At 37.0% G+C, this 13,977-nt stretch carries 13 protein-coding genes; 9 read left to right on the forward strand and 4 right to left on the reverse strand.

Annotation, left to right across the window (positions count from 1 at the left end; genetic code table 11):
* Nucleotides 1–7 precede the first annotated feature (7 nt).
* Both H4J65_RS10940 and H4J65_RS10945 read left to right on the forward strand, forming a co-directional pair.
* Complete coding sequence (locus H4J65_RS10940) at nt 8–310, forward strand: DUF3301 domain-containing protein (RefSeq protein ID WP_182137627.1); 303 nt, start codon at nt 8–10, stop codon at nt 308–310.
* A 581-nt stretch (nt 311–891) separates the two neighbouring features.
* Nucleotides 892–1,902, forward strand: coding sequence for a hypothetical protein (locus H4J65_RS10945; protein ID WP_182198174.1), 1,011 nt, complete (start codon nt 892–894; stop codon nt 1,900–1,902).
* Nucleotides 1,903–3,206: 1,304 nt separating this feature from the next.
* Here H4J65_RS10945 and H4J65_RS10950 read toward each other — a convergent pair.
* On the reverse strand, nt 3,207–3,857 hold the full coding sequence (locus H4J65_RS10950; protein WP_182137625.1) for a GNAT family N-acetyltransferase: 651 nt from the start codon (nt 3,855–3,857) through the stop codon (nt 3,207–3,209).
* Nucleotides 3,858–4,026: 169 nt separating this feature from the next.
* Nucleotides 4,027–4,893 carry a choice-of-anchor H family protein gene (locus tag H4J65_RS10955; protein WP_182198175.1) on the reverse strand — a complete coding sequence of 289 codons (867 nt, stop codon included), beginning with the start codon at nt 4,891–4,893 and terminating at the stop codon, nt 4,027–4,029.
* A 253-nt stretch (nt 4,894–5,146) separates the two neighbouring features.
* Here H4J65_RS10955 and H4J65_RS10960 point away from each other — a divergent pair, with 253 nt between their 5' ends.
* The 4 genes from H4J65_RS10960 (at nt 5,147) to H4J65_RS10975 (ending at nt 9,237) form a co-directional block, all read left to right on the forward strand.
* Nucleotides 5,147–5,458 carry a PepSY domain-containing protein gene (locus H4J65_RS10960; RefSeq protein WP_182198176.1) on the forward strand — a complete coding sequence of 104 codons (312 nt, stop codon included), beginning with the start codon at nt 5,147–5,149 and terminating at the stop codon, nt 5,456–5,458.
* Nucleotides 5,459–5,461: 3 nt separating this feature from the next.
* Complete coding sequence (locus H4J65_RS10965; RefSeq protein ID WP_182198177.1) at nt 5,462–6,151, forward strand: response regulator transcription factor; 690 nt, start codon at nt 5,462–5,464, stop codon at nt 6,149–6,151.
* 48 nt (nt 6,152–6,199) lie between these two features.
* The gene (locus tag H4J65_RS10970) at nt 6,200–7,582 is read left to right on the forward strand and encodes an ATP-binding protein (RefSeq protein ID WP_259367588.1); all 1,383 of its coding nucleotides are present in this window, start codon (nt 6,200–6,202) and stop codon (nt 7,580–7,582) included.
* Nucleotides 7,583–7,770: 188 nt separating this feature from the next.
* On the forward strand, nt 7,771–9,237 hold the full coding sequence (locus H4J65_RS10975) for a DUF3300 domain-containing protein (protein ID WP_259364549.1): 1,467 nt from the start codon (nt 7,771–7,773) through the stop codon (nt 9,235–9,237).
* A 325-nt stretch (nt 9,238–9,562) separates the two neighbouring features.
* Here H4J65_RS10975 and H4J65_RS10980 read toward each other — a convergent pair whose 3' ends face one another.
* A complete protein-coding gene (locus H4J65_RS10980) occupies nt 9,563–9,910 on the reverse strand; it encodes a DUF3192 domain-containing protein (protein WP_182137621.1) in 348 nt (115 codons plus the stop codon).
* A gap of 173 nt (nt 9,911–10,083) precedes the next feature.
* Between H4J65_RS10980 and H4J65_RS10985 the strand changes: the two genes are divergently transcribed.
* The gene (locus H4J65_RS10985) at nt 10,084–10,407 is read left to right on the forward strand and encodes a hypothetical protein (RefSeq protein ID WP_182198178.1); all 324 of its coding nucleotides are present in this window, start codon (nt 10,084–10,086) and stop codon (nt 10,405–10,407) included.
* Nucleotides 10,408–10,460: 53 nt separating this feature from the next.
* Here the strand turns inward: H4J65_RS10985 and syd are convergent, their stop codons facing one another.
* A complete protein-coding gene (syd, locus tag H4J65_RS10990; RefSeq protein WP_182198179.1) occupies nt 10,461–11,045 on the reverse strand; it encodes a SecY-interacting protein in 585 nt (194 codons plus the stop codon).
* A gap of 71 nt (nt 11,046–11,116) precedes the next feature.
* Between syd and queF the strand changes: the two genes are divergently transcribed.
* Both queF and ppnN read left to right on the forward strand, forming a co-directional pair.
* Nucleotides 11,117–11,968, forward strand: coding sequence for an NADPH-dependent 7-cyano-7-deazaguanine reductase QueF (gene queF / locus H4J65_RS10995; RefSeq protein ID WP_182198180.1), 852 nt, complete (start codon nt 11,117–11,119; stop codon nt 11,966–11,968).
* Between the two features lie 668 nt (nt 11,969–12,636).
* A complete protein-coding gene (gene ppnN / locus H4J65_RS11000) occupies nt 12,637–13,977 on the forward strand; it encodes a nucleotide 5'-monophosphate nucleosidase PpnN (protein ID WP_182137617.1) in 1,341 nt (446 codons plus the stop codon).

Here is a 13,977-nt window from a genome sequence, read left to right on the forward strand (position 1 = left end):
CATTCTCATGGAAAACATTTACTATCTACTTTTTATTGGCTTACTCTTTTGGTATTTTGTGTATTTACGAAAAGTATCTGAGTATGCTCGCTCCCATGTTGATAAATATTGTAAAGATGAAAATTTGCAATTTATAGCGATAGCGCGTTTATCGAGTCGATTTAGGTTCTCTAAACGCTTAGGACCACATTGGTTAAGTCATTTTGATTTTGAATTTAGTGGTGATGGTGAATCTACATACCATGGCACAATGATATTACGCGGTTACAAACTTGACAATATCGACACGCCCCCTTACCGAGTTAACTAACACAACGCTGAATAAATAAGCAGGTAAAGGAAAAGCGACCTTAAGTCGCTTTTTTTTGATTTCGCTAATTATGCCCTTAACATATCATTCTAAAAGGGTCTGTTCACTCCATGAATAACCTAAACGTCCTGCAAAGTATCCATATTAACCTAAATATATAACCTAATACTCTCTGAGCAATAAATTGATTAATTCTATAAATACAACACTATTTTTTCTCTGTACTTAATCGTCTCCCTAGCTCTGTGCCTACTTAACAGTACGGAGTCTACTTTAATTGCTGTGCTAAATAGCTAGATAAACTTTTATTTTTATTAGTTTGATAAATGACTACAAATGCACAAACAAATATCTCAGATAAACTGACTTCGCAGGCTAAATTAGTTACCCTTGATAACTCTCATTGAGTTTTATTTTAGTAATTTTCAAGTTAGCGTATACCGCCATATAGCTAACTTATTTTTGGAGGTCTTTTGCAACTTATTAAGTCGCTATTTTGCTGGCACGGTTTTGATAACCGACAACGTTTTATCTTTATTAGTCTTACATGTTTTCTTGCTTTTATCATACTGAATGAAAGCTTGAGTGATCATAAATTCAGCGCCATTTTTATACTGTTATTATGTTCATCAACATACTTAGCGGCTACTCGGCGCCGACTCAATGATGCGCACCTACATAACACTTGGATTCTAGCGCCTGCGGGCAGTTTTTTGGTAACAGGTTTTTTCATTGTTTTTACTGGCTACAACAGCAGCTATTGGTTGCTATTAATACCTTTACTTATGATGGTAGTACTTTTAACTTACCCAAGTAAAAGTCAAAGACGCTATATACTTGGTTATAATGGTCCAGTTAATTTATCTGATTTTCAACAACTAAAAAAAACTAACTCTCGTAACAGCCAACGTATTGAACCTACTATGAATAGTGTCAATATCAATCAATCTTCGGATAATAAAAATGATTATTCGCCACTTGCAGATAACAATCAAAATACCTCTTCAACCACCCATGCCAATCACTTCAGTGATAGTTCGCAAGATAAAGTCGAACTTGCTGAGTCAATTCGCTTAGCGCTTTTTAGCAAAAAAAATAGCCAACTCACTATAGCCTTGATTAGCTTTTTATTAGTACTAGCATTCATTATATCAATGCTATTTACTCAGCCAACACCGGCTGATAATCCTGTGGAACACACAAGTGAAATTCAAAAAACAACAAAAGAATTTCAACATCAAATAACATTGCCAGACAACTTCTCTATCATGATCGCTGCTGATAACGCTATTGTCATCCAGTGGCAAGCTAGTGTTAAAGATAACCTTAACGTTTGGTCCCTAGGCACTGCTGCAGGTGATAAAAGTTGTAAAAGCATCGAGTTTACGAAAGAAGAAGTGATCAGAACCTATAGTGTCAGCACAATAGATAACAAGTATTATGCCTATTTTTCGCCATTAGACACCAAAGCGTTAATTAAAAATATCGCTTTTAAAAACAAATTTTTACTCTGCGGTTACAGTTTCTCATTAAAAGGTAGTCAAGCGAGGTTAGGGAAATCGTCTTTTTATGCCAATTTAATTGAATATTAATTTGACCTAAAAATAAAAAAACCAGCATTGAATTAATTGATGATTGGATTTAAAGAGGGGTTTAATGGCCTTGTTTAAAATAAGCTTTAACAAAATTGCTTGTTAGATTGGCTTTAAATTAGACTGGCATTAGTACGTTGAGTGAATTTTAGACGAAAAAAAAGCGGTTCAATGAACCGCATTTCTATAACTAGCTTATATGCATCCTGCATAAATATATAATGTTCCCTCTTCATCCATAAAGAGCTATCCCTAGCCTTTCCTAGCAAACCTTTTGCTGTCCATATTGTCCTTAATAATAACTATCCTAGTTACATCATATTGTCCTTAATAGTAACTATCCTAGTTACATCCTATTATCCTTAATAATAACTATCCTAGTTACATCAATTGTCTATATTCATCTTCCTGATGATTATTCCGTGACAACTATTCAATCTATCCTTGTGAGACATCCTATCTCTTTGCTAATCTAAGCATCCTAGTGGTAAACCATTACCGTTATTCGTAATCCCTTTGTCTTCCTGACAGGTATAATAGTAGACTAAATGCTAGCTTTTCAAAGTAGGTGATTTAAAAAAAACATCAAAAAATCAATCACAGCATTGAAAAATAAAAAATAAACCTATAAGAACAATAACTTAAAATAAATAAAAATATTTACATGCCTATCAAAAGTATTATATCTTACAGTAATGTGAGACATGTCTTACATTGAGTTAGCGCATTCAGGTGTACGAAAAACAAACTACTAGTATTGTGCCCCTTGCATTTTAAGATGCAGACTTGTGCAAGCTGAGAAAGGGTTCGCTACCAGACATAATTTAAGGCAGCACAATATAGGGTGAAAGTAACAGAAAGTTGGTTACCAGAGCCAAAAGCGTTTATTCTCGGCAACTGCGTGTGTGTCACCTTAGTAACTCAGATTTAGGTGGGAGCGTCTATATTGGAGTCTCTATGTGGGAGCGTTTATATAAAAGCCTCTAGGTAAGAGTCTCTATGTAAAAGTATTGCCAAAATCGATAACACCAAAGGTGACGCTTTCTTGGCTTGCTCGTTGGGAGTTAAGTTAGAAGTGATAACGGTTTATACAAAAAACCTACTAGAAATGTTATGAGCAAACCTTTTAGTTAGTTAATGCTAACGTCACTATAGCATCACAGCCAATAACTAAATGCCAGTCGCCCATAATCAATGAAAACCATAACCCTTGTGACGAGTTGATGATTTAGCTAGCGAGCTAAAGTAAAGCTTTTGGTTGTATCACTTTACTTATATAAAATTGACAGCTAAATGCTTAAGCATTAACTTTCCGCTGCTTCTCGATAATAAACCATCAAAGAACCAGAGACATTACCGACAGCAACTTCTTTAATGAACTGATAGTTTACGTCTTTAAAAAATGCTTTATATTTTTTACTGGTAGCGTAAACAGCAACGCCTTCACTGTCTTTGTGCTCTGCTAAAATGGTATTTACCGCTGCCATTAAATAATGACCAAAGCCATGGTGTTGATGTAATGGATGTATAGCAATAAAAGACAACATGTGAAATTTTTTCAACGGTACTGTCGCTAAAACAATATTTTCTTTTTCAATCATTTGTTTGGTACTAAAATAACCGGCACCAAGCATCATTTTCAAGCGCCAATGCCAAAATCGCTCAGATGACACACCTTCTTCAGGGTTATTTAAGCAGGCAACGCCCACCATGGTTTCACCTAAATACAAACCGATCATTGGCTGCTTTGCTTGCCAAAAAACATTCAGTTCTTCGCGTATCGCTGCCCGTAAGCGTTGTTCATAATCGCTTTTATCCGCAGAGAATATTTCAAGAAACACCGGGTCGTCATGATACGCTTGGTATAATAATGATGCGGCTAATTTTAAATCTTCAGCCGAAAGGTATGCAGCTTTTATATCGACATTGGTTTTTTCAATGACTTCTGGTGACATCTAGAGTCCCTCATAAATAGTACGATTTTTATTGTTTTTTTATCTCTCAACCATATCAGGATATTAGAAATCAGGTCAAACTTTATTACTATACATAAGCGACAAGCCACGCTATTTTCGCTAATAGTCGCTTTATTACTGCGAAATAACATAACCTTGTCAGTTTAATTTATTTTTTAATATCATCGAATTTAACTAAACAATAGCGGTAAACTAAGGCCAATAATGCGCCGAACAATAACCAACTGCTGCCCCCTGAGTGTTCATCGTAGTATTCAACCGCTATATACTCAGGATCATAGTCGCTACTTTCTAATGGCAGTGCATAAAGCGCATTAGTATTGTTGGCACTGTAAGTCGCCACCACAGGACTAAAGCCCACTTCATATAAATCAATTAGCACATCATAATGATCTGCTACATAACCCGAGTCTAACTGAGTAACTACTTCAAACTCATCTTCACTATCTTCGCCAGTAATAACAAAGTCATCACTAGAAAAGTACAAAACCCAAGGCCCACCGTTTTGACTCAGGTATAAATCAGCATAAACAACGGCTTGTTCATTCGCCATTGACGATAATATATCGGCATCGAATGTGACGCTAAAGCGCTGATAATAGCCGTCTTCATCAATATCCACAATAAGCTCACTGTAACCACTGTAAATTACAAAGCTATGATAGGAGCCGGCATCATATTCAACATTTTGACTGAGCGATGAGGTGAGTAAATTTGATGTTGCTTTTTGCTGGCGGGCATAGCTTACCTCAGGTCGACTCATGCCCTTAAATGCTAAGGTTCTCTGGGAAATCTTGACTTGCTCTTTAGGGTTAAGGTTAGTTTTTTCACGCTCGAAGACATTATTTTTTAATCCGCTAACAGAGCGACTTGCCTGTTCAACGTCTAGCTGCGTTTGTGCAACAGACACTTGGCTGACCAACAACAATGTTGCTGTTAACTTGATAGTAAATTTCTGATTAAATAGCTTATTAAGTCGTTTGTTAAACAGTTTATAAAAAATTTTATTAAACATAATGATAGCCTTGATAAAGTATGGCTGTCATTTAACCTGAGGTATTCTGAACCCTAGCTGAACACTGTTTTTAACTTTTAAATACTACCGTCATTAAACACCATGAGATGCAGACGAATAAAACAGTAAGCTTATATTCAGAAAGCATTCAGTTTAGTTATTTTAAAATAACCCCTACTTGGATTCTATCCATCATTATTTTACACTGTTTGACAATCTCGTTTTGATCAAGTCGTTTTAATAAGGTTTCACAATGAAAAAACAATTATTTATCTTAAGCGTAGTAACGTCATTAATAGCAGCCCCAGTGTTTGCTAGTATTGAGGCTACGCCTAATAGCTTGATGATTGTAAAAGCAAACTATGGTCAATCTAACAGTGCTAAATCACTTAGCCCTCAACAAGCGGCCCGAATTGTTCAAAACAAATTTGGCGGTAAAATATTAAAAGTTAATAACAATGGTTCTAAAAAAAATCCAAGCTACCGGGTAAAGTTACTTAAAGACAACGGTCATGTAATTTCAGTTAACGTTGACGCACAATCAGGCCATGTATCAGGAAACTAATTAATGCGAATTTTGCTCATCGAAGACGATAAAAATCTGCAACAACACGTGAAAGATCATTTAATCACGGTAAAATACTGTGTCGATGTGGCAAGTGATGGTGAGCATGGTTTATTTCAAGGCCAAGAGTTTCCGTATGATGCGGCTATTATTGATTTAGGCTTACCAAAAATTGACGGAGTGAGCGTTGTTAAATCTTTGCGCGAACAAGGTTTTAGCTTTCCTATATTAATACTCACGGCGCGTGGTAGTTGGCAAGATAAAGTCGCTGGATTAGACGCTGGCGCTGATGATTATTTAACTAAACCTTTTCATATTGAAGAACTGTTAGCACGGTTAAATGCCTTAATTCGACGCAGTGCGGGTCAAGCAAGTCCGTTAATCGCAAATGGCCCGTTTGCGATTAACACCGCAAGTAGGCAGGTTAGCGTTAATCAACAGGCTATTTCGCTCAGTAGTTATGAATACAAATTATTTGAATACTTGATGCACCATTTAGGTGAAGTCAAATCAAAAACACAGCTCACCGAACATATTTATGATCAAGACTTTGACTTGGACTCCAACGTGATAGAAGTTTTTATCCGCCGCCTACGAAAGAAACTTGACCCTGAAAACCAATACCAATTTATTGAAACCTTACGTGGCCAAGGCTATTTATTAAAAGACTTAACACATCTAACCTCTGGTTAATCAAACGAACATGGCATTGGGCTTTTATTTTACAAAAGGTAAATTTAGTTGTTAAATTCGCTAAAAAAGTCACTTAAATCATTAAAAACCAGAGTGCTGCTTAGTGCCTTATTAATGATTTTCATCTTATTGCCCATTGTTGGGTTAATTATCAGTAATGCCTATGAAAAACATATGCTTGCTAGTTTAAAAAATGAACTCTCTGCTTATTCCTACTCAATTTTAGCCATTATTGAAGTTGAAAATAACAGCTTGCTGATGCCTGAGCAGTTATTGGAAACGCAATTTAATGTTAGCCAGTCAGGCTTATATGCGGTGCTCACTAGTAGCTCAGCAACCATGCAAGAAAATACGGCGCATCAACTACCCAGCTCACCTGAAAAGCTTTGGAGTTCTCAGTCATTACTGTCGCCATGGCCGGCAGAAAACTTTCAACAACCTCACTTAGGAGAAAGTGCATTTTATCAAGCTCAGATAGCAGCGCAGCCACACTTTGTTTATAGCTTAAGTGTCAGTTATGGCAGTGAACAACAACCTTTGCCCATGACCCTACATATTATTAAACAACAAAACGACTTAACTCAGATGATGGCCGAATTTCATCGCCAATTAATGCTAGGGTTAGCCGGTTTAATGCTAGTACTTTTATTGATTCAATACCTTTGGTCGTTATGGACGTTAAAGCCGTTAAAAACCTTACAAACAGAGCTCAGTGATGTCGAACAAGGCAAAAGTGAGCGTCTTATCGGCACTTACCCAACCGAGCTACATCAAGTGACTGAGCAATTGAATTTATTATTAAATGCCGAACAAAAACAGCGCCAGCGCTATCGTAATGCCTTATCAGATCTCGCTCATAGTTTAAAAACACCCCTGGCTGTTATGCAAACTCAAGCCGCGTTATCGCCACTAACTCAAGAGCAGCTCAATATTATTAATGCCATCATTGAATATCAGTTACGCAAAGCACAAAGCGCTGGCCAATCCTCCTGGTACTTGGGTACAGCGGTAGCACCAATAGCGAAAAAATTAATCAAAAGTTTAGAAAAAATATACCGCGATAAATCCTTATTATTTGTGGTCAATATTACCGATGAATGCAACTTTAAAGGTGATGAAGCCGACCTATTAGAAATACTAGGTAACTTATTAGATAACGCCTGCAAAGCCGCTAAGCAAGAAATACAACTTGAGATCAGTCACAGTAGCAAAAACATGATGATCATTATTGAAGATGACGGGGCTGGCATAGCGCCCGACTTAAGAGAAGAGATATTACAACGTGGTACTCGAGCCGACACTTATCAGCATGGTCATGGCATTGGTTTGGCGATAGTGCGAGATTTAGTCAATAGTTACCAAGGTAGCATATGCATTGAGTCGTCAGCGCGACTAAAAGGTGCCAAGTTTACACTTAATTTCCCACTATAAAATTTAACTCACCTGATAAGTACTCGATTCAGCTAACGTTCAGTTTACAGCAGTTAATATTGCTAGCATAACTTAAAAAGCTTAAAAAGCCACTTCAGCTGTTTTACACTAACTATTTACCGTTAGGCTATGTAAATAGCTAGTGTGAATAGGCGGCTTTTTAATCATACGTATTAAGGAGTAGCAAGATGCAAAAAATTAACTTTAAAAACTCACTGATTTATTTAATGCTATTTTTATCAAGCGCCTTGGTGTTTTCACCCCTAGGTTTTGCCGCTGACAACACCAGTGTAACTTTCGATGAGTCAAACATTGAACCTAGCTTAACAGACCAAGCCAGTCACTTTACTGATGCTGAGTTAGCACAAATGCTAGCGCCCATCGCATTATATCCAGACGCTTTGCTTAGCCACATTCTTATTGCCACAACCTATCCTATTGAAGTTGTTGACGCCGAGCGATGGTTAAATAAAAATAACCGGCTAAGTACTCAAGCACTTGCTGATGCCGCAGAAGACAAAGATTGGGATCCTAGCGTTAAAGCCCTATTACCTTTTCCAAACATACTTAAAAAATTAAGTGAAGATTTACATTGGATGACTAATTTAGGTGATGCTTTTTTACAAGATGAAGCACAGGTGCTTGCCAGTTTACAAAGATTACGCCAACAAGCAGATCAAGCAGGTAACCTTGAAAATATGAGTAACGTCAAGGTTGTTCGAGAAAGCCAAACAATCATCATAGAGTCAAGACAACCTGATATTATTTATGTGCCTTATTACGATACTCGAGTCGTTTATGGCGATTGGCGCTGGTCACATTATCCGCCCATTTTTTGGCACCACCCTGTGCACTATGCTTCGAATCATGGCCCCTATTATTGGCATAACCCTGTCCACCTGACTGTTGGACTATTTTTTGGTGCCGTGCACTGGAGTAATCGTCATGTGGTTGTTAATCATCACAAGTCTCGATATTACAAACACCATAGTAATAAAAAATCGTCTACCAGTTATCAATCAAAACCTTGGCAGCATAACCCTCGCCATAGAAAAGGCGTAGCGTATCGCACATCCAACATACAGAAGAAATATCGCAGTCACACACCTAATGTGCAAAAGCATAAGGCTTTGCGTACAAAACAAAAGTCTTTTGTGAATAAAAATAAACGCCTTACTGAACATACCGGAAATAAATATACCCACAGTAAAAACCAAAACCAAAGCCTGAAGCATAAGCTGCAGGTTAATCGAGCGCTGAAAATTGACAAGCATCCGCTTAAGAAAAATTCATTAACTCAACAAAAAGCCTATAAAAATAAGCCTTGGCAACAAACTAAGGGCAGTAAAAAACCCTATAACGATAAAATCGAAACAGCTAAGCCGCAGGTAAATATGAATAGGAATAGGAATAATGAGGTTAAAAAATATATAAAAAAAGACAGTTATAGCCAAAATGATCAAGGCATCACTAATAGAGCCCGTACTGAGAAAAGTTATCTTAAAGCTGTAAAAAAACCTAAAAAAACTTACCAAAACCACCCAACTTCAACAAGTGAAAAAAGCGTGCATAAGCGCTCAAACGCCAAGGTAACTCGCAGCCAAAAAAACAGGGGTAGCAGAACACATCAAAACAGAGCAAAGCGGCATAACTAATTTATCCCCGCTGTTTATTCCCAGCGGGTCGTTAATAACATAGTTAGTCGATGCTGAAAATGTTACGTTTGTAAAACTAAAAAGGGCGATATCAATTGATATCACCCTTTTCTCATGCCTTTAAGATACTCATACCAATTTCATTAATTAGGTGGTCTACTTTATACGCAGGGAAAATGGCCAAATATAAGGCATTTATTTTAATCACTAGTTGTGCTAATTATTAAATAAATAACGCAGTAGTGGATTATTTTAACCAGTAAAAATGATCAGATAATGAGTGAGATTGGTATAAGCCCGATCAACACACCACTGATTATCACCCTTACTCTATGGCAGTTAATTCATCGTTAACAAAAACTAACTTTGTACACTCATCTTTCGTTGTTAAGCCATCTTTGTGCAAACGATGTGTACGAAAATAAACTACATTAACCGTTTTGCCGTCATCGAAATAAGTTTCATTAAAATCAGCTACGCCCATTACACGAGAAACATCAGCAAACGTGGTGTTTAATTGTATACCGGCGATTTTTTTTCTATTTTGATATTCTCTATCGTCAAAATCGCCAGAAATAGAGTGACCATCTTCGCCGCCAACGGCAATAACGCAACCGGTTAAAGTCAAGGTTAATGGCGCAATAACAATGAGTGCTAATAACGTTTGTTTCATTTTATTTTTCTCTTATCAAAAGTAATGGGTTTGATAAGGCTAATTGCAAATACTAAACCACTTTCATAACCAACTGATTGTATTGAATATAAATAAAAAAACTAAAAACAAAGCGAGACAGCGTTAGTGTTTTTCGCTAAAATATTGCTTCTTTAACACCTGAGTTATGCGTTATGACTATATCTGATGAAATTTCCATCATCGCCAACAAGCTAGCCAATGAAGGTAAAGTGCCCAGTGTGGCACTGATTAAAAGTCAGCTGAATCAAGCCGTACCTTTGCCAAAAATAATTTCGGCTTTAAAAAACTGGCACCACGAGCCAAAATTTATACAGGCTCAAAATCAAGAAATCACCACCAAAACCTCAACTGAAGCAAAACCTAACAACACAGAAATAAGTTTACTGATAGCAAATGCTTTAGCGCCACTGCAGCGAGATATAACTGAATTAAAGCAACAGCTAAAACAATTGTTAGACCAGCAAAAAAATAGCTGACTTTATGCTCAGCACGGCCAAAAAGTCATTATAATGTTTGAGTAATTTATCGCTTACTGAGCATTTTCAATACTGGTTGGCGGTATCCGAGGCGTAAGTTGTGACATAAATTCAGCCAGTGTCTCTGCTATTTTTTTATGTGGCTCACGGCCCACTTTTTCCACCCACACTGAGCCTGTGTCATTGTCTAATGAAATAATATGGTCGTCATCATCAGTCAGCGCAAAAAATATCGTTAGCTTTTGTTTTAATTTTGTTTTCATTAAAATATGGCCAATAATATTTTCTTGTAGACGCGCAAAGTCTTTTTCGCTCCATACAAATAACAATGACAAGTCTCCTTCTACACAACTGGCGTCTAAGCTGTCACTATAGATAGTGGTAAAATAGTCTTTAATGTCAGCATGAAGTTTGACTTCCAAAGCCGCTTCAACATTATCAAACGTTAGCACTTGTGCCATTTTTATTGGCTGCCATAAAGAAAAATCTTCTTCATGCACACCCTGCTCACAAGGCGATGACCAGTCTTCATCTTTCTGGGTAATAGGTAAATGTTGAAACCTATCTTGGTATGCCTGTAAGTAATCTTGAGAAAATTGCCATACGAGTTCATTAAGAGAGTGATTTGATATTTTCATCTAGCAGTTAATTCCTATAAAATAGAGAAAGATTTCAACCTTGTTACAATCAGAGAAGAAGTTACGCAAAAATGAGCACTTATACAAACGCAAAAGCGTTAAGCAAGTTAACGCTTGGAAAAGTAACAAGCTATTGCAGCCAATATACCCCAGAATTACTACAAGCGGTACCTAGGAGCTTAAATAGAGACAGTTTAGGTTTAACAACAAACAAGCTGCCGTTTAAAGGTGAAGATGTTTGGTATGGCTATGAGCTGTCATGGTTAAATGACAAGGGTAAGCCCGTTGTTGCGGTGGCTGAATTTAGTTTTCCATGTACCAGCCCAAACATTGTAGAGTCAAAGTCTTTTAAGCTGTATTTAAACAGTTTTAATCAGACTAGATTCTCCTCGTGGCAAAGTGTAGAGTCTGCATTAATAAAAGACTTATCCGCTACCGCTGGCGCCAGTGCAGAAGTAAAACTTTTTCCTGTCAATAACTGCCCTGCACTCGCTATAGCCCTTGATAGCGCATTATGTATAGATGAGTTAGACATTGAAGTGAGTCATTACCAACTTGCTCCACAAATACTAAAAAGTATCAACCATGACCAAGCAGATGTTGTGACTGAATATTTAGTTTGCCATTTATTAAAGTCAAATTGCTTAATCACTAATCAACCTGACTGGGCGAGTGTTTATATTGAATATAGCGGTCAACAAATTTGTCATAAAACCTTATTAAAATATTTAATTTCGTTTCGCCAACATAATGAATTTCATGAACAATGTGTTGAGCGAATTTTTTGTGATCTCAAGCGTTTTTGTCAGATTGAACACCTAACAGTTTTTGCTCGATATACCCGCAGAGGCGGCTTAGACATTAATCCATTTCGCTCAACAAGCAAAACAAAAGCGCCTAAATTAAGAACACTACGACAATAAGCCAACACAACGTGTAGTTTTTAAGCAGTCAGTTATTAGATATACACTTATACTGGCTTTTTATATGGTTGTGTTTATTATTATCATATAACAAGAAACTATTGCTTTAGCCTTGATGTAAAAGCAATAGTTTCAAAACATACCTAGTGCTATTGTTTCCATTCAATGAGTATATTTTGGAGCGCTTTTTTATGGCTGAAAGTTTATGAGTGAAAGTTTTATCGCGAACATCACTATTAACCGATTATAATCTTTATTTGATACCGCGATTCACGCTCAGCGTACTAGCAGCATTATTGAACAACTTGATGATAAATTGTCACTCGCTTGCAAAGACAGTGACATATTGTTGAATAAAAAATTAATCAACTTAAAATATATGCTAAAAAACTCAGTAGTTTAGCAAAAAATCAACACCCTTTACCTTAACAAGTGTTATGGCCAAAGAGGCTTTTATTAGCCGATATGGTGACGAAGAACTTGTTGAGTAATATCGATAAATCCACTGTAGTAAACAAGCTCAATATATTACGTAAAAAGGTGGCAAGTCTACCGTTTATTTTTACAAATTACCGCATTTGAACATGCTAACGCTGCATGGTATCAAGCTAGAAAGACGGAAATATAGCGTTATTTACGGATAATAATCAGCACGAGGAAGTACCGTTATGCATACTCAAATTAATCCTGTTGGCAAAATGAATTTACTGTCTCAAGCAGAAGTTGACCGTTTACAACAATCCGCCACCAGTGAACTCTATAATCTCTATCGTAATTGTTCGTTAGCCGTACTCAATGCCGGCAGTCATACCGATAATGCTGAAGATATATATCAACAATTTTTAGACTTTCAAATTAAAGTATTAAGGCGTGAGCGTGGTGTTAAGTTAGCCTTAGATAACCCGCCCAAACATGCTTTTGTCGACGGTATTATTATCAAGGGTATTCAAGAGCACCTTTCGGCGGTGTTACGCGACATATTATTTATTGGTGATTGTTACAGCACTAAAGATGTCGACAGTGTCACTAATGTTATTTTTGATATGTTACGCAATGCCAACGCGATAATTCCTGACAGTTCACCTAATTTGATCACCTGCTGGGGTGGACATTCGATTAATAGTACCGAGTATAAATATACCAAACAAGTAGGTTATCACCTGGGTTTGCGGAGTTTTAATATTTGTACAGGTTGTGGGCCTGGCGCGATGAAAGGCCCAATGAAAGGAGCAACCTTTGGTCATGCCAAGCAACGCAACACAACTGGCCGCTATATAGGATTAACTGAGCCTAGTATTATTGCAGCCGAGCCACCAAACCCTATCGTTAATGAATTAGTCATTATGCCCGATATTGAAAAACGCTTAGAAGCATTTGTGCGTATGTCGCATGGTATTATTATCTTTCCCGGCGGTGCAGGTACAGCAGAAGAGTTACTTTATATTTTAGGTATTATGCTACATCCAAAAAATCAGTTACAAAAATTGCCTATTATTTTAACTGGGCCCATTGAAAGTGCAGAGTATTTTCAGCAAATTGACACTTTTATTGCCAACACGCTTGGTGAATCAGCACAGCAACTCTATAAAATTATTATTGATGACCCTGAACAAGTCGCAAAAACTTTTAAATTAAGCACAGAAGAAGTGGTCGCACATCGAAAATTGACCGGTGACTCTTATCATTTTAATTGGTCATTAGTGATTGAAACTGAATTTCAACAGCCGTTCGAGCCTGATCACAAAAACATGGCCTCATTAAATTTGCATTATGACCAAAGCATAGCGTCATTAGCCGCCAATTTACGCCGGGCTTTTTCTGGTATTGTTGCCGGTAATGTCAAAGCCAGTGGCATAAAAGCCATCCGAGAAAACGGGCCGTTTAAAATAAGTGGTGATAGTAAGATGATGGCATTAATGGACACGCTATTGAATTCTTTCGTCAAACAACAAAGAATGAAACTACCTGGTAGTGAATACATTCCTTGTTATACAGTCATTGAAGGTTAA

The organism is Colwellia sp. MB02u-9 (genome assembly GCF_014077085.1).
Classification (GTDB): domain Bacteria; phylum Pseudomonadota; class Gammaproteobacteria; order Enterobacterales; family Alteromonadaceae; genus Cognaticolwellia.